This window comes from Stenotrophomonas sp. YJH_SMC_120 (assembly GCF_059368675.1).
Genome location: NZ_JCAFRY010000020.1, coordinates 42,623 through 63,436, shown reverse-complemented (window position 1 = coordinate 63,436; position 20,814 = coordinate 42,623). Strand labels below are relative to the sequence as shown.

At 66.2% G+C, this 20,814-nt stretch carries 19 protein-coding genes; 12 read left to right on the top strand and 7 right to left on the bottom strand.

The window, feature by feature from the left end:
- The first annotated feature begins 78 nt into the window (after positions 1 to 78).
- A complete protein-coding gene (locus tag AC5P60_RS18245; protein WP_005410617.1) occupies positions 79 to 792 on the top strand; it encodes a response regulator transcription factor in 714 nt (237 codons plus the stop codon).
- Positions 779 to 2,065, top strand: a complete 1,287-nt coding sequence (locus AC5P60_RS18240) for a sensor histidine kinase (RefSeq protein ID WP_012480983.1) — start codon at positions 779 to 781, stop codon at positions 2,063 to 2,065. The genes AC5P60_RS18245 and AC5P60_RS18240 overlap by 14 nt, the downstream gene beginning before the upstream one ends.
- A gap of 86 nt (positions 2,066 to 2,151) precedes the next feature.
- Here the strand turns inward: AC5P60_RS18240 and AC5P60_RS18235 are convergent, their stop codons facing one another.
- On the bottom strand, positions 2,152 to 2,541 hold the full coding sequence (locus AC5P60_RS18235; protein ID WP_164209077.1) for a VOC family protein: 390 nt from the start codon (positions 2,539 to 2,541) through the stop codon (positions 2,152 to 2,154).
- A 127-nt stretch (positions 2,542 to 2,668) separates the two neighbouring features.
- Here AC5P60_RS18235 and AC5P60_RS18230 point away from each other — a divergent pair, with 127 nt between their 5' ends.
- Entirely contained in the window at positions 2,669 to 3,919 is a 1,251-nt protein-coding gene (locus tag AC5P60_RS18230; RefSeq protein WP_005410614.1) for a DUF819 family protein, read from the top strand.
- 181 nt (positions 3,920 to 4,100) lie between these two features.
- On the opposite strand, the gene AC5P60_RS18225 is transcribed toward AC5P60_RS18230, so the two are convergent.
- Together AC5P60_RS18225 and AC5P60_RS18220 are read right to left on the bottom strand one after the other, a co-directional pair.
- Positions 4,101 to 4,325, bottom strand: a complete 225-nt coding sequence (locus AC5P60_RS18225) for a YbdD/YjiX family protein (RefSeq protein WP_005410613.1) — start codon at positions 4,323 to 4,325, stop codon at positions 4,101 to 4,103.
- Complete coding sequence (locus AC5P60_RS18220; RefSeq protein WP_005410612.1) at positions 4,325 to 6,406, bottom strand: carbon starvation CstA family protein; 2,082 nt, start codon at positions 6,404 to 6,406, stop codon at positions 4,325 to 4,327. The genes AC5P60_RS18225 and AC5P60_RS18220 overlap by 1 nt, the downstream gene beginning before the upstream one ends.
- A 215-nt stretch (positions 6,407 to 6,621) precedes the next feature.
- Here AC5P60_RS18220 and AC5P60_RS18215 point away from each other — a divergent pair, with 215 nt between their 5' ends.
- Positions 6,622 to 7,473, top strand: coding sequence for a pirin family protein (locus AC5P60_RS18215; RefSeq protein ID WP_033834360.1), 852 nt, complete (start codon positions 6,622 to 6,624; stop codon positions 7,471 to 7,473).
- A gap of 128 nt (positions 7,474 to 7,601) precedes the next feature.
- On the opposite strand, the gene AC5P60_RS18210 is transcribed toward AC5P60_RS18215, so the two are convergent.
- The 4 genes from AC5P60_RS18210 to AC5P60_RS18195 form a co-directional block, all read right to left on the bottom strand.
- Positions 7,602 to 8,060 carry a hypothetical protein gene (locus tag AC5P60_RS18210; protein ID WP_049402631.1) on the bottom strand — a complete coding sequence of 153 codons (459 nt, stop codon included), beginning with the start codon at positions 8,058 to 8,060 and terminating at the stop codon, positions 7,602 to 7,604.
- Between the two features lie 195 nt (positions 8,061 to 8,255).
- Positions 8,256 to 8,975 carry an aquaporin Z gene (gene aqpZ, locus AC5P60_RS18205; protein WP_005414195.1) on the bottom strand — a complete coding sequence of 240 codons (720 nt, stop codon included), beginning with the start codon at positions 8,973 to 8,975 and terminating at the stop codon, positions 8,256 to 8,258.
- Between the two features lie 121 nt (positions 8,976 to 9,096).
- Positions 9,097 to 9,960, bottom strand: a complete 864-nt coding sequence (locus tag AC5P60_RS18200; RefSeq protein WP_495201796.1) for a pirin family protein — start codon at positions 9,958 to 9,960, stop codon at positions 9,097 to 9,099.
- Positions 9,961 to 10,584: 624 nt separating this feature from the next.
- Positions 10,585 to 12,648, bottom strand: a complete 2,064-nt coding sequence (locus AC5P60_RS18195) for a 3-hydroxyacyl-CoA dehydrogenase NAD-binding domain-containing protein (RefSeq protein ID WP_483693755.1) — start codon at positions 12,646 to 12,648, stop codon at positions 10,585 to 10,587.
- Between the two features lie 235 nt (positions 12,649 to 12,883).
- On the opposite strand from AC5P60_RS18195, the gene rpoE reads away from it, so the two are divergent.
- From rpoE to era, 8 genes are all read left to right on the top strand, one after another.
- Positions 12,884 to 13,504 carry an RNA polymerase sigma factor RpoE gene (gene rpoE, locus AC5P60_RS18190; RefSeq protein ID WP_005414197.1) on the top strand — a complete coding sequence of 207 codons (621 nt, stop codon included), beginning with the start codon at positions 12,884 to 12,886 and terminating at the stop codon, positions 13,502 to 13,504.
- Entirely contained in the window at positions 13,501 to 14,382 is an 882-nt protein-coding gene (locus AC5P60_RS18185; RefSeq protein ID WP_049402273.1) for a sigma-E factor negative regulatory protein, read from the top strand. The genes rpoE and AC5P60_RS18185 overlap by 4 nt, the downstream gene beginning before the upstream one ends.
- A 74-nt stretch (positions 14,383 to 14,456) precedes the next feature.
- The gene (locus AC5P60_RS18180; protein WP_033834355.1) at positions 14,457 to 15,992 is read left to right on the top strand and encodes a DegQ family serine endoprotease; all 1,536 of its coding nucleotides are present in this window, start codon (positions 14,457 to 14,459) and stop codon (positions 15,990 to 15,992) included.
- A gap of 180 nt (positions 15,993 to 16,172) precedes the next feature.
- Complete coding sequence (gene lepA, locus AC5P60_RS18175; protein WP_005410603.1) at positions 16,173 to 17,966, top strand: translation elongation factor 4; 1,794 nt, start codon at positions 16,173 to 16,175, stop codon at positions 17,964 to 17,966.
- A gap of 54 nt (positions 17,967 to 18,020) precedes the next feature.
- Positions 18,021 to 18,815 carry a signal peptidase I gene (gene lepB / locus AC5P60_RS18170; RefSeq protein ID WP_005410602.1) on the top strand — a complete coding sequence of 265 codons (795 nt, stop codon included), beginning with the start codon at positions 18,021 to 18,023 and terminating at the stop codon, positions 18,813 to 18,815.
- 52 nt (positions 18,816 to 18,867) lie between these two features.
- Positions 18,868 to 19,251: a DUF4845 domain-containing protein gene (locus tag AC5P60_RS18165; protein ID WP_005410601.1), complete on the top strand. Its 384-nt coding sequence runs from the start codon at positions 18,868 to 18,870 to the stop codon at positions 19,249 to 19,251.
- Positions 19,241 to 19,921, top strand: a complete 681-nt coding sequence (gene rnc / locus AC5P60_RS18160; RefSeq protein ID WP_033834352.1) for a ribonuclease III — start codon at positions 19,241 to 19,243, stop codon at positions 19,919 to 19,921. Before AC5P60_RS18165 ends, rnc begins: the two co-directional genes overlap by 11 nt.
- Positions 19,918 to 20,814, top strand: coding sequence for a GTPase Era (era, locus tag AC5P60_RS18155; protein ID WP_005410599.1), 897 nt, complete (start codon positions 19,918 to 19,920; stop codon positions 20,812 to 20,814). Before rnc ends, era begins: the two co-directional genes overlap by 4 nt.

Here is a 20,814-nt window from a genome sequence, read left to right as displayed (position 1 = left end):
GTCAGAGCGGCGCCGGGGCGACCGCATTCCGACATGTGCGGCGCTACCATGGTACGAACTTCCGTGGATGTTTCGTGCATGCGTCTGTTGGTGATCGAGGACAACCGCCAGCTGGTGGCCAACCTGTTCGACTATTTCGAGTCGCGCGGGCATGTGCTCGACGTGGCGCCGGATGGCATCACCGGACTGCACCTGGCCGGGAGCCATCCGTATGACGCCGTCATCCTGGACTGGATGCTGCCGCGCATGGAGGGCCCGGAGGTGCTGCGCCGGCTGCGCGCCGAGCATGCATCGGAAGTGCCGGTGATCATGCTGACCGCGCGTGACGAGCTGCCGGACAAGATTGCCGGCTTCCGCGCCGGCGCCGACGACTACCTGACCAAGCCGTTCGCACTCCCGGAGCTGGAGGTGCGGCTGGAAGCGCTGCTGCTGCGTGCGCAGGGACGCAACCCGCGCAAGCGCCTGCAGGTGGGCGATCTGGTCCTGGATCTGGCCACCCTGGAAGCCCAGCGCGGCACCCAGGTGCTGCACCTGTACCCGGCCTGCCGCAAGCTGCTGGAAGTGCTCATGCGCGCCAGCCCCGGCGCGGTGACCCGCCAGCAGCTGGAATTCGCTCTGTGGGGCGACGAACCGCCGGATGGCGACCTGCTGCGTTCGCATGTCTACGAGCTGCGCCGCAGTGTGGACGGACCGTTCGCCGAGAAACTGATCCATACCCTGCCGCGGGTGGGTTACCGCTTGGCCGTGACCACGCCCAGCGATGCCGGCAAGGATGATGATGAAGGCGAGTAAGCCGGGGCCGTTGTACCGGCGCGTGGTGTGGTGGTTGCTGGGCTATCTGGCGCTGCTGTCGATCGCGGTGTTCAGCGTCGGCAACTACGTGCATGAACATGCGGAGCACGCTGCCTGGCGCGCGCTGCTCAATTCCGAACTGGACAGCATCGTCGAGCACACCGAGCACGAGCCGCACTATCGCTGGCAGGACTCTGACACGCTCAGCCTGTTCCGCTTCGATGAAGGCAACATGCCGGAAAGCGTGCGCCTGCTGCACCCGGGGCTGCATGACGGGGTGCCGATCAAGGGGCGGCAGACTGCGGTGATGGTGCGTGACACCGGCTCGATGGGGCGGGTGGCGCTGGCGCTGGACATTTCCGACTTCCATGACCTGGAACAGTTCGCCACGCGCTGGGTGATGCTGGCCGGGGTGATCATGATCTTCGTCACCGTGCTGATGGCGTCGTTCGGCATGGAACGCATGGTGCGCCCGTTGAGCCTGCTGGCGCAGCACATCGCGGCGCTGCGGCCGGGTGTCCAGGGCCAGCGCATCGAGGTCGACCCGCGTGGCAGCTCCGAGCTGCATACCATTGCCGATGCACTGAACGACTATCTGGACCGCAACGAGCAGTTTGTCGAACGCGAGCGGGTGTTCATCAGCACCGCCAGCCACGAGCTGCGTACGCCGATTGCGGTGATGACCGGTGCCGCAGAGCTGGCACTGGAACAGCCGGGCCTGCCCGAGCGCGCGCGCCAGCAGATGCAACGCGTGCTGCGCACCGCGCAGAGCGTGGAGCAGCTGATCGAACTGCTGCTGGTGCTGGCGCGTGACCCGGCGCGCCTGGCCGCACGCGCCGAGCGCATCGCCCTGGACCAGCTGCTGCCGGAAATCGTCGACGACCATCGTCACCTGCTCGGTGACAAGGACCTGAGCATCGGCATCCAGGCGGCCCCGGTGGATATTGTCGCGCCGCTGGCCGTCGTGCAGGCCGCGATCGGCAACCTGCTGCGCAATGCCATCGAGAACAGCGGGCGTGGCCACATTGAGTTGCGCCTGAGCTCGTCGGCGGTGCTGACCCTGCAGGATCCGGGACATGGCATGAGCCCGGAGGAGATTGCGGCGATCCACGCGCGGATGGCCCGCGGCGAGCGCGCCGACCGTGGCGGCGGCATCGGCCTGGACCTGATCGCCCGGCTCTGCGAGCACCTTGGCTGGACCCTGCAGCTGCAGCCCTGCGAGCCGCGTGGCACGCGCGCCACGCTCGATTTCAGCGCTTCACGTCCGGCCTGAACCGGCCGTCCTGGTAGATGCCAACCTTGGTTGGCATGCTGCCCGTCGATCAAGGTCGACGCCTGCCCACGCAATGTCCGTTCGCATTACCAGCCGTTCGGCCGCGCCACATGCTGGTCGATCAGGATCACATTGCCGTCGGGATCGGCCAACTGCAGGTAGCCGGTGCCCCGCCCATGAGAGTCGGTACGCACCGCCAGTTCAATGCCCTTCGCATCCAGTTCCGCCTGCAGTTCACGTACATCCTGGAAGTGGGGCAGTTCCTGCTTGTGCTGGTCCCAGCCCGGGTTGAAGGTGAGCAGGTTGCCCTCGAACATGCCCTGGAACAGGCCGATGACAATGCCGTTGTTGCGCATCACCAGCCAGTTCTGCGCCGGCTCGCCACCGGTCACCGAGAAGCCCAGTGCTTCGTAGAAGCTGCGGGAGGCCGCCAGGTCCCTGACCGAGAGGCTGACGGAGAAGGCGCCGAGCTGCATGGGAGTGGCTCCGGGAAAGGGCAGCCGGCACTGCAGCATGACCCGGCGTGAAGACAATGTTAATCTCGGGGTGCGCCGCTTCATGCGGCGCTTTTTTTTCCCGCTCTTTCGATCGACAGAGGATCCCATGCCGACCGAACCCGCTACTGCCCTGATCAGCAACGACATCGTTGGCCTGGGCCTGATTGCCGCCACCCTGGCCCTGATCTTCTGGGCTGCCAGTGGCCCGACCCCGTTATTGAAGAAGATCTTCGCCTGGGTGCCGGCGCTGCTGCTGTGCTACTTCGTCCCCGCCATCTACAACACCGCCGGTGTCATCGACGGCCACAACACCTCGCTGTACAACCCGGTCGCGCGTGACGTGCTGCTGCCGGCCGCGCTGGTCCTGCTGACCCTGTCGATCGACCTCAAGGGTATTGCCAAGCTCGGCCCGAAACTGCTGATCGTGTTCTGCGCCGGTACCGCCGGCATCATGCTCGGCGCCATCGTCTCGTTCCAGCTGATGAAGTTGATCCACCCCGAAACCGTGGCCGGTGATACCTGGGCCGGCATGGCGGCGCTGGCCGGCAGCTGGATCGGCGGCGGCGCCAACATGGTGGCCATGCGTGAAGTGTTCGGCACCGATGCCACCACCTTCGGCCAGTTCGCGGTGGTCGACGTGGCCTGCGCCAGCCTGTGGATGGCCATCCTGCTGTTTCTGGCCAACCGCGCGCAGCAGATCGATACCCGCAACGGTGCCGATACCCGTGCCATCGACGAGATGAAGGCGCGCATCAGCGCCTACGAGGCGCAGAATGCGCGCATTCCCAGCATGACCGACCTGATGGTGATCGTCGGCGTGGCACTGGGCGGCGTCGGCCTGGCCCATGCCATCGCCGCGCCGCTGGCGGGCTGGTTCAAGGCTAATGTCAGCTGGGCCAGCCAGTTCAGCCTGGACAGCCAGTTCGTGTGGGTGATCCTGCTGTCCACCGCGATGGGCCTGGGCCTGAGCTTCACCCGTGCGCGCCGGCTGGAAGCTGCGGGCGCTTCGCGGCTGGGCACGGTGTTCCTGTACTTCCTGATCGCCTGCATCGGCATGCAGATGAACCTGCTGTCGCTGCTGGACCGGCCGTGGCTGTTCCTGCTCGGCGCGATCTGGATGGCCACGCATGTGCTGGTGCTGTGGGTGGTGGCCAAGCTGCTGCGCGCGCCGCTGTTTTTCTTCGCGATCGGTTCGCAGGGCAACATCGGCGCAGCCGCTTCGGCCCCCGTGGTGGCCGCGGCGTTCCATCCGACGCTGGCTCCGGTGGGCGTGCTGCTGGGCACGGTGGGCTACGCCACCGGCACCGGGCTGGCCTATGTCACTGGCCTGATCCTGAAGTGGATGGCCAACGGCTGAGTCCGGGCCGCCCCTGCGTCATGCCTGCGTAGATCCACGCCATGCGTGGATGCATTTCGAAGAAGGGGTCAGAGCCGTTTCCCGGAGGAACCGGATCTGGCCCCTGATGCTATCCGCCGTCGCCGGAAATCTGTCGAAGGTGCGGGCGCCGGGCGGCAAGCCCGGCACCCACACCCAACCCTCAACAGCAGCGACCACCGTTGCGTCCGCCGTAGCGCGCTTCCTGGCGCTCGCGGAAGAACGTCTTGTAATCCATCGGCTCCTGGTCCGGATGCTTTTCCAGCATGTGCCGGACGTAGTTGTCGTAATCAGGAATGCCACAGCACAGTCGGGCGGTCTGCACCAGGCGCCGCCAGATGCGGCGGTGTGCCTGGTACTGGCCGGCGGGAACCAGTTGCGTGCTCATCACAGATCCACCATTTCATGCGGCTTCAGCGCCACGTACGGGGTCTCGCGGTCGCTGCGCTGAGGATTGCGGCGGGCCGCCAGGATGGTCTTGATCGAATACACCAGCACTGCGCCCACCACCAGCAGGAACAGCGCGGTCAGGCCGGTGTTGACGTAGGCGTTGACCACGATCTGCTTCATCTGCGCCACCGATTTGGCCGGTGCCGTGATGGTGTCGCTGGCGAGGGCGGCCTGGAACTTGTGTGCCTGGGCCAGGAAGCCCTGCGCCGGATTGCTGTCGAAGATCTTGATGAAGCCGGCGTAGGTGGTGCAGATCAGCAGCCAGATGGCCGGCACGGCCGTCACCCACGCATAGCGGTCACGCTTCATCTTGAACAGCACCACCGTGCCCAGCATCAGCGCGATACCCGCCAGCATCTGGTTGGAGATGCCGAACAGCGGCCACAGCGTCTGGATGCCACCGAACGGATCGACCACGCCGGTGTAGAGCAGGTAGCCCCACAGCGCCACGCAGCCGGCGGTACCGATGATGTTGGCGGTCCACGATTCGGTCTTCTTCAGGGCCGGCACGAAGTTGCCCAGCAGGTCCTGCAGCATGAAGCGACCGGCACGGGTGCCAGCGTCGACTGCCGTGAGGATGAACAACGCTTCGAACAGGATCGCGAAGTGGTACCAGAACGCCATCATCGCGTCGCTGCCACTGGGAATCGCTTCGTGCAGGATCTGCGCGATGCCCACCGCCAGTGTCGGTGCGCCACCTGCGCGATGCAGGATGGTCGGTTCACCAATGGCCGCCGCGGTCGCGGTCAGCTGCTCGGGCGTGATGGTGAAGCCCCAGGTGTTGGTGATGTAGTGCGCCGCCGAGGCCGCATCGGCACCGATCACCGCCGCCGGGCTGTTCATCGCGAAGTAGATGCCCGGATCGATGATCGAGGCCGCCACCAGCGCCATCACCGCCACGAACGATTCCATCAGCATGCCGCCGTAGCCGATGTAGCGCATGTGCGCTTCATTGGCCAGCAGCTTCGGCGTGGTGCCGGAGGAAATCAACGCGTGGAAGCCGGAGACCGCACCGCAGGCGATGGTGATGAACAGGAACGGGAACATGCCGCCCTTCCATACGGGGCCATCACCACTGGCAGCGAACTGGGTCAGCGCCGGCATCTTCAGTTCCGGCATCACAATCAGGATGCCGACGGCCAGTGCGATGATGGTGCCGATCTTGAGGAAGGTCGACAGGTAATCGCGGGGGGCCAGCAGCAGCCACACCGGCAGCACCGAGGCGACGAAGCCGTAACCGATCAGCATCCAGGTGATCTGGGTGCCGGTGAAGGTGAAGGCCGGGCCCCAGACCGGATCGGCGGCGACCTTGCCGCCGTACCAGATCGCGGCCAGCAGCAGGATCAGGCCGACCACCGAAATCTCGCCGATCCTGCCGGGGCGGATGTAGCGCATGTACACGCCCATCAGGATTGCGATGGGCATCGTCGCGATCACCGTGAACATGCCCCACGGGCTTTCGGCCAGCGCCTTGACCACCACCATCGCCAGCACCGCCAGGATGATGATCATGATCAGGAACGCACCGAACAGCGCGATGGTGCCGGGCACCTGGCCCATCTCTTCCCGCACAAGATCGCCCAGGGAGCGGCCGTTGCGGCGGCTGGACAGGAACAGGACCATGAAGTCCTGCACCGCGCCGGCCAGCACCACGCCCACCACCAGCCACAGCAGGCCGGGCAGGTAGCCCATCTGTGCGGCCAGCACCGGTCCCACCAGCGGGCCGGCACCGGCAATGGCGGCGAAATGGTGACCGAACAGCACGTGCTTGTTGGTTGGCACGTAGTCCAGGCCATCGTTGTTGATCACCGCCGGGGTGGCCCGGGTCGGATCGAGCTGCATCACCTTGTTGGCGATGAACAGGCTGTAGAAGCGGTAGGCCACCAGGTACAGCGAAACGGCGGCGACGACGATCCACAGGGCATTGATGTGTTCGCCGCGGCGCAGGGCCACGGTGCCCAGACAGAAGGCGCCGAGCAGGGCGAGTACCGCCCAGCCTATTTTGGAAAACCCTTTCATGAGGTGCTCTCTCCCGGAAAGACAGTCAAAGAGTCCCGCGTGCCCTCGGCAGGGTCAATTGGCACAGGACGAATCGGCGGTAGTACTTTGGTCGTACGCTTGTTGTGCTGACATGCAGCGAACATCAGGGATGGAACAATCGGTTGCGGCGCCGTCCATTGGCGTGCGGCCATGTGGCGTCCATCTTCAGTGGCATCCATCCAACAGGAGTCGCCATGAGCTTTCCCGAACCGGTCCGCGTACTGCGGACCATCCGTGGCATGCCCACCTCCGACGGTGCCGGCGTGCGCCTGACCCGCGTCATCGGCGGCCCGACGCTGCCTGACCTGGACCCGTTCCTGCTGCTCGATGAATTCGGCACCGACCGTGCCGAGGACTACATCGCTGGCTTCCCGGAGCATCCGCATCGCGGTTTCGAGACCGTCACCTACATGCTCGACGGGCGCATGCGGCATCGCGACAACCACGGCAACGAGGGCCTGCTTACCCCGGGCAGCGTGCAGTGGATGACCGCAGGCCGTGGCCTGGTGCATTCGGAAATGCCCGAGCAGGAAAGCGGTCAGATGCGCGGCTTCCAGCTGTGGGTGAACCTGCCGGCGAAAGAGAAGATGACCGAGCCGAAGTACCAGGAGTTCGCGCCCGAGCGCATTCCCGTGGTGCGGCCGGACGCCGGCGTGGAAGTGAAGGTGATCGCCGGCAACGTGGATGGCACGCAGGGCCCGATCGTGCAGCCGGCCACCGATCCGCTGTACCTGGACATCACGCTGGCCCCGGATCGCGCCTGGACCTATGCCTTGCCGGAAGGGCACAACGCCTTCGCGTATGTGTTCGAAGGTGCGGTGACGGTGGGTGAGCAGGACGCGGCGCGCGACGTCGCCCGCCAGGAACTGGCGGTGCTGGGGGGGGGCGAGCAGCTGCATCTTTCGGCCGGCAGCGAGGGTGCGCGGCTGATCCTGGTGGCTGGTCGTCCGTTGCGAGAACCGGTGATGCGCCATGGCCCGTTCGTGATGAACACGCGGCAGGAACTGATGCAGGCCTTCGTCGATTTCCAGGAAGGCAAGTTCTGAGGCGGTGCCGGCCGCTGGCCGGCAACTGCCTGCGGTCACGGCGGATCGAGGTGCCGGCCAGCGGCCGGCACTACCGTCAGGTCGGCTCGCATTGCGGGGATGCTGCAAGGCAGTCATCCCCGCCATCGTCAGTTCCCGGCAGCCACGGCCGACGGGGTCAGGCTCATCCCCTGCGCCAGCTGTTGCAGCGAACCCAGTTCCTGCGCGCTGCCCGGATACAGCGAAATCTGCGCGTAACGCCCTTTGTCGAGCTTGACCACGCTGATGCGGCGCTCGGCGTAACCGGGCGGCTGCTGGCCTCCCAGATCGGGCTGGTACCAGTACAGTGATTCACCGCCGAAGCTGCCCTTTTCTTGGCGCAGCGAGCGGTTCAATGGAAGGTTGGGGTCGCGTGCACTGAGCATCAGGCTCAGTACCTCGCGGCCATCGCTGGTGCTGGCGCGGCAGACCAGGAAATCGGCCTGTGCCTGCTGTTGCCACTGCAGGCCGCTGTTGGCCGGCAATGAAGGACATTCGGTGGGAGCCTGCGCGGCGGCCTGGGCCGCAGCGAACAGCAGGCTCGACAACACTACAGGCGCGAACTTCATGCATCCCCCAAGGTGGTGTGTCGTGGCTCCGTCGGATGGACCGGCGGCCTTGGCATCCCATCCCCGGATGCCCCGCCGGCCGGCATGTGCACGGACGGTCAACTCAACCTTAACGGAACGTGAGCGATCGCACAAATTGCGGTTACAAGCGTAACCATTGCGGCCGAAGGTCAGCCGCAATGGTCCGCACAGGCCTCAGCGGTCGTTGCCGAGCCACTTGTAGATGATGCCGCCGATCGCACCGCCCAGCAGCGGGGCGACCCAGAACAGCCACAGCTGGCTGACCGCCCCGCTGCCGGCGAAGAAGGCCACGGCGGTGGAGCGGGCCGGATTCACCGAGGTGTTGGTGACCGGGATGCTGATCAGATGGATCAGGGTCAGCGACAGGCCGATCGCCAGCGGCGCGAAGCCAGCCGGTGCCTTGCCGTGGGTGGCGCCCATGATCACGATCAGGAACACGGCGGTCAGCACCACTTCGCACAGGAAGGCCGCCGCCACGCTGTAACCGCCGGGCGACAGCGCACCATAGCCATTGCTGGCGAACGCACCGGCCTGGCTGCCGTCGATGGCGAAGCCGCTGGCCCCCGAGGCGATCTGCAGCAGGATGAAGCCGGCCAACAGGCCACCAGCCACCTGGGCGATGATGTACGGCACCAGGTCCTTGGTCGGGAAGCGGCCACCGGCCCACAGGCCGACGCTGACCGCCGGATTGAAGTGCGCGCCGGAGATATGGCCGAACGCATAGGCGCCGGTCACCACGGTCAGGCCGAAGGCGAGCGCCACGCCGAGGAACCCGATGCCCAGCGGATTGCTGTCACCGCCGAACTTGGCGGCCAGCACCGCACTGCCGCAGCCACCCAGAACCAGCCAGAACGTGCCGAGGAATTCGGCGGACAAGCGTTTACCCATGCTCATGTGTTGCACTCCTTTGACGGTCGAAAGTGTGATTTATGTCACATTTCAATGATCAGCGGGTGACTGTAGCGTCAGCGCCGGGGGCAGGCATACACCTTCGGATGTGTGCAACACGCGATGTTCAGTACTGCGGCAGCGGGATGAATTCCTTGTCGTCGCCTGGAATGGTCCCGAAGCGGCCGGCCTCCCAATCGTGCTTGGCCTGCTCGATGCGTTCCTTCGAGCTGGACACGAAGTTCCACCACAGGTGACGCGGGCCATCCAGCGGCTCGCCACCGAACAGCATCGCCTTCACCGGCGTCTTCGCGCGCAGGCGGCCACGTGCGCCGGCTTCGGGAATCACCAGATGCTGTGCAGGGATGTCCACGCCATCCAGCTGTGCATCGCCTTCGAGGATGTACAGCGCGCGCTCGCGGTGGCCGTCGTCGATATCGATTTCCGCATCCGGGTCGAGATCGATTGCCACGTTGAGGGTGTCGGCGAACACCTTCACCGGCGATTCCTCGCCATAGGCGCGGCCGGCGATGACGCGCAGCCAGGCACCGTTGCGGCGCTGCTCGGGCAGGGTGGCCGCGGCGTGGTGGTAGAACGCCGGCTCGATTTCCTCGTGCGATTTCGGCAGCGCTACCCAGGTCTGCATGCCATGGATCGGGTTGTCGTGATCGCGGTCCGGCTGCGGCGTGCGCTCGGAATGGGCGATGCCGCGGCCAGCGGTCATCCAGTTGACGTCTCCGGGGCGGATCACCTGGTCCGAACCGAGTGTGTCGCGATGGCCGATGGCGCCCGACCACAGGTAGGCGACGGTGGCCAGGCCGATATGCGGATGCGGGCGCACGTCGATGGCCGTGCCGGGATGCATGAGCGCCGGGCCCATCTGGTCGACGAACACGAACGAGCCGATGCTGCGCGCCTGCAGGGTGGGGACGGCGCGACGGACTTCGAGTCCGCCGATGTCGTGCACGCGCGGGGCGATGATGGTGGTCATGCGGGCGTTCTCGCTGGCAGGGATCAGGTGATCAGCATCGCATGCGGCTGTGACGGGCACATGCCCCGTATGGGTAACAGGGTGTTCCAGCCAACGGCGCAGCCCCTCGTGGCTGTGGGGTTGGTCGCGTAAAGCAAAAGCCGCGCTTGGCCGGGCGGGGTGGGTTCGCGGGGGACGCCGTGAATCCGTCCGTGGAGGCTTGGCCGCGGCATCCATGCCGCGGACACCCCCGCGAATCCACCCCGCCCGACCTCTGACAGTTTCCGTGTGCGTCCAGCCACGGAGAAGAAAAAAGAAAATCAAAGTCAAAATCAAACGCTGGTTGCTTCGCTCCTGGTGGCGGCCCAGGTAGCCACCCACCCGTTCGTAGTGATCCACACCGGAATCGAGATTCACCGACCGTCACCGGGAAACTGTCAGGGGTGGGGCGGTGTGGGCAGGCAGGACCGTTGGCGCCATGGATGGCGCCATCGAGCCCCCATGGATGGGTTTACGGCGTGTCCTGCCTGCCCACACCGCCCCGCCCAACAAACAGAAAAGCCAGAGCCGGCTGTTGCTCTGGCTCTGGCTCTGGCTTCGGCGGTTGCCTCTGCGGGCGCCGGGCCGCAGGCCCGGCCGATGAACTCAAATCACCGGTTCGCGCAGGGTGGGGTTGTCCCAGCCCGGGCGCGGGGCGAAACGGTCGCCGTGACGCTGCTGCAGTGCCTTCAGCCGCTCGACGATCGCATCGGCACCGACCGCACGGATGTGCTGGATCGGACCACCGCGGAACGGGGCAAAGCCGGTACCGAAGATCACGCCGGCATCCAGCAGGTCCGCATCGGCCACAACGCCTTCGTGCAGGCACGCCACCGCCTCGTTCAACAGCGGCAGGATCAGGCGGTCCTCCAGATCGGCCGGGGCCTGGTAATCGCTGGCCACGTCCGGCTTCTTCGGCTTGCCGTTTTCCCAGGTGTAGATGCCCTGGCCGTCCTTCTTGCCGCGCTTGTCCGGCTCCACCGTCTCCAAGGCCGCTGGAATCTGCAGGCCCAGGAACGGCGCCAGTTCGCGGCCGACGCCGGCGGCCACGTCCAGGCCGACGGTGTCGATCAGTTCGATCGGGCCCATCGGCATGCCGAACTTCACCGCGGCCCTGTCGATCATCGGGCCCGGAATGCCTTCGGCATACGCGGTGGCGGCTTCCAACATGTACGGGAACAGCACGCGGTTGACCAGGAAGCCCGGGCTGCCGGCCACCGGTACCGGGAACTTGCCCAGCGCCTTGCAGAACGCGGCCAGGCGGCGCTCGGTCTCCGGCGCCATGCCGTCGTGGTGAATGATCTCCACCAGTGGCATCTGCGCCACCGGGTTGAAGTAGTGCAGGCCAGCGAACTGCGCCGGGCGCTGGATGTGGTCGCGCAGTTCCACCAGCGGAATCGACGAGGTGTTGGTGGTCAGCAGCGCGTCCAGCTTCATCTTCGGTTCCAGCGTCTGGTACAGCGCACGCTTGGCTTCCGGGTTCTCGATGATCGCTTCGATCACCAGGTCGGCCTCGGCCACGCCGTTGCCTTCCAGGTCGGCACGCAGGCGCGCGGCCACGGCGGGGCGCTTGCTCTCGTCGCGCACCTTCTTGGCGAACAGCGCCTGCGCGCGCTCCATGGCGGGGTCGATGAAGCGCTGCTCGCGGTCCTGGAGGGTCACTTCAAAGCCCTTGTAGGCGGCCCAGGCGGCGATGTCACCGCCCATCACGCCGGCGCCGACCACGTGCACGTGGCGGATGCCGGAATCACCACCACCGAGGCCCTTCAGGCGTTCGGTCAGGAAGAAAATGCGGATCAGGTTGCGCGCGGTCGGGGTGCTGGCCAGCTTCACCACGGCGCGGCGTTCTGCATCCAGGCGTGCCTGGATCGGCTTGCCGCCACTGCGCTGCCAGGTGCTGATCAGCGCGTAGGGCGCCGGATACTGGTCCTTCTTGGCCTTGCGCGCGACCTGCTTGACCATCTGCGGTGCCAGCAGCGTGCGTGCCAGCCAGGTGTTGGTGGCCCAGGCCGTCGCGCGCTGCTTGAACGGGCGCGTTGTGCCGGACAACGCCAGCGCCACGGCGGTGTCGAGCACCACGGCCGGTGCCACCACCTTGTCGACCAGCCCGATGCCACGCGCGGCCGAGGCCGACAGCGTACGGCCGGTCAGCATCATGTCCATTGCCGCGGGAGCGCCGACCAGCTGCGGCAGGCGCGCGCTGCCGCCCCAGCCCGGGAAGATGCCCAGCTGGGTTTCCGGCAGGCCGATGCGGGTGCTGCTGTCATTGGAGGCCACGCGATAGCGGCAGGCCAGCGCCAGCTCGGTGCCGCCGCCCAGGCAATGGCCGTGGATGGCCGCCACGGTGGGGCAGGGCAGCTCGGCCAGCTTCTGGTAGGTAGCCTGGCCGCGGCGGATGGCATCGTTGACGGTGCCGCGACGGTCGAACTCCTGGAACTCCTTCAGGTCCGCCCCGGCAATGAAGCCGGCTTTCTTCAGCGACTGGATCACCACGCCCTTGGGCGGGTCCAGTGCAATGCGCTCAAGCAGGTCACCCAGCTCCAGCAGCACATCCTGCGACATGGCATTGACGCTGCTGTCCTGGCGATCCAGGGAGAGGACCACCACGCCGTCGTCGCGGATCTCGGGGTGCCAGTGGCTGAAGCGGAGACCATCGAAGCCTGAGAGCATGGACGTTCCATCCGGTTGTGTATGGAGAAGCGGCTATGATCCAGAGGTTGTTTCCCCCGCGTCAAATCCCAATAGCAGGGGAGTGGCGACCCCGGATCCATGGCCGTGGACCGGAACGCTAACGGAACGGTGGTTAAAAGCTGGTGCGGCGCCGGGTGATCGGCGACTGAACTTTTCCCGGGATTGGCAGTCTCATTGCCCGACGTCGGTTGGGCTGACAGGAGTGCGGCCCCTCATGGCCGAGGTTGATACACCACAGGAGCTGGATCTGGAACTGGTCCGGCGCGTGCAGCACGGCGAGAGCGCCGCGTTCGATGTCCTGGTGCGCAAGTACCAGCATCGCGTGGTGGCCCTTGTCGGCCGCTACATCGCCGACTGGAGTGAATGTCAGGACGTCGCCCAGGACACTTTCATCCGCGCCTATCGCGCGATCGGAAGTTTCCGTGGCGACGCCCAGTTCTCAACCTGGTTGCATCGAATCGCCGTGAATACCGCCAAAAACTACCTGGCTTCACACAATCGACGGCCACCGACCGATGACATCGACATCGGCGACGCCGAACAGTTCGACAGTGGTACGCGCCTGCGCGACACCGACACGCCCGAACGCGAGTTGATGCGCCAGGAGCTGGAACAGACGGTGATGAAGGCCGTCAACGCGCTGCCGGAAGAGCTCCGGTCGGCGATCACCCTGCGCGAGGTGGAAGGCCTGAGCTACGAGGAAATCGCGCAGAAGATGGGGTGCCCGATCGGCACCGTGCGTTCACGGATCTTCCGGGCGCGCGAGGCGATCGACACCGAACTCCGGCCGCTGTTGGACATCGGCAGCGCCACCCGTGAGAAGAGCCGCGTATGACCAGTAATCCGTTCAACGAATCGCAGAACCATCAATCGCCCGCCGGGCAGCGCCTGGACCAGCGCCATCGCGAGCAGCTGTCGGCCCTGGTCGATGGCGAGCTGGGCGCCGATGAAGCGCGCTTCCTGCTGCGGCGGATGGAGCATGACCCCGAACTGGCCGGCTGTCAGGAGCGCTGGCAGCTGCTGGGCGACGTGATGCGTGGGCAGGCGTCGGCACTGGCCCCGGCCGGGTTCAGTTCCGCCGTGGCTGCTGCCATCGCCGCCGAGCCTGCGCCGCAGGCCGAGCCGCGCCGTCAGGTGCGTCGCAGTGGCTGGCGGGCCTGGGGCGGTGGTGCCGCACTGGCCGCTTCAGTGGCAGCGGTGGCGCTGTTCATGGGCGGTGAGAAGCTGAAGGAAGCCACCCCGGGCGAGCCGTTGGCACCTCAGGTGATCGCCAGCCAGGCGGAGCTGCCGACCGTGCCGACCGATCCTGCCCCGGTTACCGAAGCCTCTGCAGACACGGCTGCGATGGCTGTGGCGGCGGCTCCCGCCCTGGCGATGGCCACTGCCGGTCGCCGCCAGGACACCCGCCGCGCCAGTGCCACCCGCAGCCAGCAGGCCGCGCGTGCCGCCCAGCGTGAGGACGTGCCGCAACGCGCGGTGGCTGCTGCGCAGGCGCCGCTGACCCCGACCATACCGGCCAATGGCAGCCGCAACATGCCGTTTGGCGAGGTCGGTGGGCTGCAGGCGCGACCGTGGCCGCGTTCCAGCCTGGCGCCTGCCGCCGGCGGCGCGCTCAATGCCAGCTTCCCGGCCCATACCGGTGGCGCCGCCTTCTACCCGTTCGAGCCGCGCCTGCAGGACGACCTGCCGGTGCCGCCGCGCCCGCGCGACTGAGCCGGGCGCTTTCACGCCCCGCCGTCAGCGGGGCCCGTATTCCTCTTTCCATCCGATCCGGAGGTTGCCGTCCGATGACTCCCCGACTCCGCACGCAGGCCATGGGCCTGTTGGCCCTGACCCTGCCGCTGGTGGCCTGCGCGCAGGCACCGGCTCCGGCCGCCCCGACCCAGGCTGCTCCAGCCACCGCGCCAAGGGCACCGGCACAGCCGCTGGTTACCGGCCTGCCCGATTTCACCAACCTTGTTGAACAGGTCGGGCCGGGTGTGGTCAACGTCGACACCACCATTGTCCGCACCAACCGCCAGGCTTCGCGGGGCCCGATGGGCGGTGACGACGACATGCCGGAGTTCTTCCGTCGCTTCTTCGGCCCGGACTTCCCGATGCCGGGGCAGGGCCCGGGCGGCCCGGACGGTGGCCCCAGCATCAAGGGCCGCGGCATGGGCTCGGGCTTCATCATTTCGCCCGATGGCTATGTGCTGACCAACTACCACGTGGTGGCCGATGCCAGCGACGTGAAGGTCAAGCTGGGCGACAGCCGTGAGTTCAACGCCAAGGTGGTGGGCAGCGACCAGCAGTACGACGTGGCGCTGCTGAAGATCGATGGCAAGAACCTGCCGACCGTGCGCGTGGGTGATTCCAATACGCTGAAGCCCGGCCAGTGGGTTGTCGCGATCGGCTCGCCGTTCGGTCTCGACCATTCGGTCACCGCCGGTATCGTCAGTGCACTGGGGCGTAGCACGGGTGGCGCCGACCAGCGCTACGTGCCGTTCATCCAGACCGACGTGGCGATCAACCAGGGCAACTCCGGCGGTCCGTTGCTGAACACCCGCGGCGAAGTGGTCGGCATCAACTCGCAGATCTTCTCCGCCTCCGGCGGCTACATGGGCATCAGCTTCGCGATCCCGATCGACCTGGCGATGAGCGCGGTCGAGCAGATCAAGAAGAGTGGCAAGGTCACCCGTGGCCAGCTGGGTGCGGTGGTCGAGCCGATCGATGCGCTGAAGGCGCAGGGCCTGGGCCTGCCCGACAGCCGTGGCGCGCTGGTCAACCAGATCGTCGCCGGCAGTGCCGCAGAGAAGGCCGGTGTGCAGATCGGCGACGTAGTGCGTTCGGTCAACGGCAGCCCGGTCAACAGCTGGTCCGACCTGCCGCCGCTGATCGGTGCGATGGCACCGGGCAGCCGGGTCACGCTGGGGGTGATCCGCGACGGCAAGCCGCGCGACCTCAGCGCCACGCTCACGGCGCTGAGCGAAGACGGTCAGGGCAATGCCCGTGCGGCGTCTGCCGCCAGGCCCGATGCGGCACCGCAGACCGGCGCCAATGCCCTGCTGGGCCTGGACGTGAGCGACCTGACCGCACCGCAGCGCAAGCAGTTCGGCCTGGATGGCAACGAAGGCGTGCGCATCACCGGAGTCAAGGGCCAGGCGGCGCGTGATGCCGGCCTGTCCCCGGGCATGGTGATCCTGCAGGTCGGCCGCACCCCGGTCGGCAGCGTGGAGAGCCTGAACCGGGCGCTGTCCAGCTACAAGAAGGACGACGTGGTGATGCTGCTGGTGCGCACCGGCAACGGCAACAGCGCCTTCGTGGCGGTCAAGGCCGGCCAGTAAGGCCTGCCGGGGCCGCTTCGGCGGCCCCTGTGTCTCCCCTGAAGCCCCGCCCTGGCGGGGCTTCGGCCTTTCCGGGCGGGGCCCGAGCAGTCCGCTTTCGCGGTGGGGCGCCGGGCATGCGATAATCGACCGTTACCCTGACGACGCCGCGCGCCGCCGCCACCTATGTCTTCTGATTCGATGCGGAACATCCGCAACTTCTCCATCATCGCCCATGTCGACCACGGCAAGTCCACGCTGGCCGACCGCATCATCCAGCTCTGTGGTGGCCTGCAGGCCCGCGAGATGGAAGCGCAGGTGCTCGACTCCAACCCGATCGAGCGCGAGCGCGGCATCACGATCAAGGCGCAGTCGGTGTCGTTGCCGTACCTGGCCAAGGACGGGCAGACCTACCATCTGAACTTCATCGACACCCCCGGCCACGTCGACTTCTCCTATGAAGTCAGCCGCTCGCTGGCCGCCTGCGAAGGCGCGCTGCTGGTGGTCGATGCGGCCCAGGGCGTGGAAGCGCAGTCGGTGGCCAACTGCTACACCGCGGTGGAGCAGGGCCTGGAAGTGGTGCCGGTGATCAACAAGATCGACCTGCCGACCGCCGACATCGAGCGCGCCAAGGCCGAGATCGAGGCCGTGATCGGCATCGACGCCTCCGATGCCGTGCCGGTCAGTGCCAAGACCGGCCTGAACGTGCAGGACGTGCTGGAAGCGATCGTGCATCGCATCCCGCCGCCGACACCGCGCGACACCGAGAAGCTGCAGGCGCTGATCATCGACTCCTGGTTCGACAACTACCTGGGCGTGGTCTCGCTGGTACGCGTGATGCAGGGCGAGATCAAGGCCGGTGACAAGCTGCAGGTGATGTCCACCGGCCGCAACCACCAGGTCGACAACGTCGGCGTGTTCACGCCGAAGCGGAAAGTGCTGCCAGCGCTGCGTGCCGGTGAAGTGGGCTGGGTCACCGCCAGCATCAAGGACGTGCACGGTGCGCCGGTCGGCGACACCCTGACCCTGGCCGGCGACCCGGCTCCGAAGCCGCTGCCGGGCTTCCAGGAAATGCAGCCGCGCGTGTTCGCCGGTCTGTTCCCGGTCGATGCCGAAGATTACCCGGACCTGCGCGAAGCGCTGGACAAGCTGCGCCTGAACGATGCCGCGCTGCGTTTCGAGCCGGAAAGCTCCGAGGCGATGGGCTTCGGCTTCCGCTGCGGCTTCCTGGGCATGCTGCACATGGAAATCGTGCAGGAACGCCTGGAGCGCGAGTACAACCTGGACCTGATCAGCACCGCGCCGACGGTGGTATATGAAGTCCTGAAGACCGATGGCTCGATCATCAACATGGACAACCCGGCCAAGCTGCCGCCGGTGAACCAGGTCGAGGAGATCCGCGAGCCGATCATCCGTGCCAACGTGCTCACTCCCGAGGAGTACATCGGCAACATCATCAAGCTGTGCGAAGAAAAGCGCGGCAGCCAGATCGGCATCAACTACCTGGGCAGCCAGGTGCAGATCAGCTATGAGCTGCCGATGGCCGAGGTGGTGCTGGACTTCTTCGACAAGCTGAAGTCGGTCAGCCGTGGCTACGCCTCGCTGGACTACCACTTCGTGCGCTTCGACGCCGGCCCGTTCGTGCGCGTGGACGTGCTGATCAACGGCGACAAGGTCGACGCACTGTCGCTGATCGTGCACCGCAGCCATGCCGACCGTCGTGGCCGCGAGCTGTGCGAGAAGATGAAGGACCTGATTCCGCGCCAGATGTTCGACGTCGCCATCCAGGCTGCGGTCGGCTCGCAGATCATCGCCCGTACCACGGTCAAGGCCATGCGCAAGAACGTGCTGGCCAAGTGCTATGGTGGCGACGTTTCGCGCAAGAAGAAGCTTCTGGAAAAGCAGAAGGAAGGCAAGAAGCGCATGAAGCAGGTCGGCCGCGTGGAGATCCCGCAGGAAGCGTTCCTGGCCGTGCTGCAGATGGACAACAAGTAATCCCGCACCGGCCCTGCGGGGCCGGTCGTCCGGTGACGTTGCAAAGGACCCTGAATGAAACTGTTTGAGATCCTCCTGGTCGTGCTGACCCTGGCCTCGGGCCTGATCCTGCTTGCGGACAAGCTGTACCTCGCCAAGCGTCGCGCCCAGCGCGCCGGCCTGCTCGATTCCGAGCCGGTGCTGGTGGATTACTCGCGTGCGTTCTTCCCGGTGCTGGCGATCGTGCTGATCGTGCGCAGCTTCATTGCCGAACCGTACAAGATCCCGTCCAGCTCGATGATGCCGAACCTGCTGATCGGCGATTTCATCCTGGTCAACAAGTTCTCCTACGGCCTGCGCCTGCCGATCAGCAACACCAGGATCGTGCCGTTCGGCGAGCCCTCGCGTGGCGACGTGGTGGTATTCCACTTCCCCGGCCACAGCGACAACGACCCGGCCAAGGGCGAGAACTTCATCAAGCGCGTGATCGGCGTGCCGGGTGACACCGTGGTCTTCGAAGGCGACGGCGTGATCCTCAATGGCGAGCCGCTGAAGTACGACAACAAGGGCATCTACGCCGGCCACAAGGGCCAGGGCGAAGGCGCCAACCTGCTGGTCGAGCACCTGCCGGGGCGCACCCACACCGTGCTGGAGACCGACTACCCGCGCGGCCAGGGCCAGTGGACGGTGCCGGCCGGCAAGTACCTGGTGATGGGCGACAACCGCGACAACAGCGACGACGGCCGTTTCTGGGGCCTGCTGCCGGAAGAGAACCTGCGCGGCAAGGCCTTCCTGATCTGGCTGAACTGCCAGGGTTGGTTCTGCAAGGATGGCTTCGAGCCGTCGCGGATCGGCTCGAGCATCAACTGATCGGGCATCAACTGAGTACCTTCACATCCAACGCGTATCTGGGGAGAACGCAATGAAGACGATGAACACGCAGCGCGGCATGACCCTGACCTCGTTCCTGACGGTCCTGATCGTGGTCGGTTTCTTCCTCTACATCGGCATGAAGCTGTTCCCGATGTACCAGGAGTACTACGCCGTGCGCTCGGCGATGAAGAGCCTGGCCAACGAGCCGGGCGTGGGCAGCATGGAGCCGTCGCGGATCCAGGACCTGTTCTTCAAGCGCCTGTACATCAACTACTCGGACAATGTGAAGCCGGCCAACGTGAAGTTCGACCGTCGCGACAATGGCTGGACCCTCAAGGTCAACTACGAAGTGCGTCGCCAGCTGATCGGCAACCTCGATGTGGTTGGCAAATTCGATTCTTCCCAGGACCTGACACGAAGCGGTGCCCAGTAAATTCATCCAACGTGGCGACCTGATCGGTCATGCCTTCAGCGACCCGGCCCTGCTCAAGCAGGCGCTGACGCATCGCAGTGCCGGTGCGCCGCACAACGAGCGCCTGGAGTTCCTCGGCGACAGCATCGTCAACATGATGGCGGCCGAGGCGTTGTACCGACGCTGGCCCAAGGCTGACGAAGGGGCGATGACCCGTGCCCGTGCCGAACTGGTGCGCGAAGGCGCGTTGGCGGCGATCGCGCGCACCCTGCAGTTGGGCGAGCGGCTGACCCTGGGCCCGGGCGAAATGAAGTCCGGCGGTCATCGCCGCGACTCGATCCTGGCCGACGCAGTGGAAGCCGTGGTGGCTGCGATCTACCTGGATGCCGGCTTCGAGGCCTGCCGGGCGGTGGTACTGCCCTGGTTCAGCGCTTCGATCGAGGCGCTGCCGGCCTCCGGCCGTCCCGAGAAGGACCCCAAGACCCGCCTGCAGGAATGGCTGCAGGCCCGACAGAAGGCGTTGCCGCAGTATGAACTGGTGTCAGAATCCGGTGACGACCATGCCAAGCACTTCCGGGTACGCTGCAACGTAGCCGACCCGGCCGCCAGCACCGAGGGCGAAGGCGCCTCGCGGCGGCTTGCCGAACAACAGGCGGCTGCGGCCGTCCTAGAACAACTGGATTCCAAGTGAGCGAACAAACTCCTCATCATTGCGGCAGCGTGGCCGTCATCGGCCGCCCGAACGTGGGCAAGTCGACCCTGACCAATGCCCTGGTCGGTGCGAAGGTCAGCATCGTTTCCAACCGTCCGCAGACCACGCGCCATCGCCTGCTGGGCATCGCCACCTACCCGGAAGGCCAGCTGGTGCTGGTTGATACCCCCGGCCTGCACAAGGTGCAGAAGCGGGCGATGAACCGGGTGATGAACCGTGCCGCGCGCGGCTCGCTGGAGGGCGTCGATGCCGGCCTGCTGGTGATCGAGGCCGGTCGCTGGGATGAAGAAGACAGCCTGGCCTTCAATGTGCTGCGCGATGCCGGCATTCCGGTGGTGCTGGTGGTCAACAAGATCGATCGCCTGAAGGAAAAGGGCGCGCTGCTGCCGTTCCTGCAGCAGGTGACCGAAGGCCGTGATTTCGCTGCCGTGCATCCGATCTCGGCGCAGAAGCGCAATGGCCTGGAAGCGTTGGTGCGCGACGTGCTGAAGCTGCTTCCGGAAGCGCCGCCGATGTTCGGCGAGGACGAGATCACCGACCGCAGCCAGCGTTTCCTGGCCGGCGAGCTGGTACGCGAACAGTTGATGCGCCAGCTCGGCGAAGAGCTGCCGTACGCCACCACCGTTGAGATCGAGCGCTTCACCGAGGACGGCAACCTGCTGCGCATCGGCGCGGTGATCTGGGTCGAGCGCGAAGGCCAGAAGGCCATCGTGATCGGCAAGGGCGGCGCCCGCCTCAAGGAGATCGGCGCCAAGTCCCGCCTGCAGATGGAGCGTCTGTTCGGGGCCAAGGTGTTCCTTGAGACCTGGGTGCGCGTGCGTGAAGGCTGGTCCGATGACGAGGCCGCGCTGAAGGCCTTCGGTTACGAGTAA

Excerpts from the sequence above, each read along its gene's own strand:
- AC5P60_RS18200 (WP_495201796.1), bottom strand. The coding sequence starts at position 9,960 with ATGACCACCATCATCGCCCCGCGCGTGCACGACATCGGCGGACTCGAA.
- lepB (WP_005410602.1), top strand. The coding sequence starts at position 18,021 with ATGAAACTGTTTGAGATCCTCCTGGTCGTGCTGACCCTGGCCTCGGGC.
- rpoE (WP_005414197.1), top strand. The coding sequence starts at position 12,884 with ATGGCCGAGGTTGATACACCACAGGAGCTGGATCTGGAACTGGTCCGG.
- AC5P60_RS18195 (WP_483693755.1), bottom strand. The coding sequence starts at position 12,648 with ATGCTCTCAGGCTTCGATGGTCTCCGCTTCAGCCACTGGCACCCCGAG.
- AC5P60_RS18165 (WP_005410601.1), top strand. The coding sequence starts at position 18,868 with ATGAAGACGATGAACACGCAGCGCGGCATGACCCTGACCTCGTTCCTG.
- AC5P60_RS18220 (WP_005410612.1), bottom strand. The coding sequence starts at position 6,406 with ATGAAAGGGTTTTCCAAAATAGGCTGGGCGGTACTCGCCCTGCTCGGC.
- AC5P60_RS18235 (WP_164209077.1), bottom strand. The coding sequence starts at position 2,541 with ATGCAGCTCGGCGCCTTCTCCGTCAGCCTCTCGGTCAGGGACCTGGCG.
- AC5P60_RS18210 (WP_049402631.1), bottom strand. The coding sequence starts at position 8,060 with ATGAAGTTCGCGCCTGTAGTGTTGTCGAGCCTGCTGTTCGCTGCGGCC.
- AC5P60_RS18230 (WP_005410614.1), top strand. The coding sequence starts at position 2,669 with ATGCCGACCGAACCCGCTACTGCCCTGATCAGCAACGACATCGTTGGC.
- AC5P60_RS18240 (WP_012480983.1), top strand. The coding sequence starts at position 779 with ATGAAGGCGAGTAAGCCGGGGCCGTTGTACCGGCGCGTGGTGTGGTGG.
- AC5P60_RS18180 (WP_033834355.1), top strand. The coding sequence starts at position 14,457 with ATGACTCCCCGACTCCGCACGCAGGCCATGGGCCTGTTGGCCCTGACC.
- AC5P60_RS18215 (WP_033834360.1), top strand. The coding sequence starts at position 6,622 with ATGAGCTTTCCCGAACCGGTCCGCGTACTGCGGACCATCCGTGGCATG.
- aqpZ (WP_005414195.1), bottom strand. The coding sequence starts at position 8,975 with ATGAGCATGGGTAAACGCTTGTCCGCCGAATTCCTCGGCACGTTCTGG.
- AC5P60_RS18225 (WP_005410613.1), bottom strand. The coding sequence starts at position 4,325 with ATGAGCACGCAACTGGTTCCCGCCGGCCAGTACCAGGCACACCGCCGC.
- AC5P60_RS18245 (WP_005410617.1), top strand. The coding sequence starts at position 79 with ATGCGTCTGTTGGTGATCGAGGACAACCGCCAGCTGGTGGCCAACCTG.
- lepA (WP_005410603.1), top strand. The coding sequence starts at position 16,173 with ATGCGGAACATCCGCAACTTCTCCATCATCGCCCATGTCGACCACGGC.
- AC5P60_RS18185 (WP_049402273.1), top strand. The coding sequence starts at position 13,501 with ATGACCAGTAATCCGTTCAACGAATCGCAGAACCATCAATCGCCCGCC.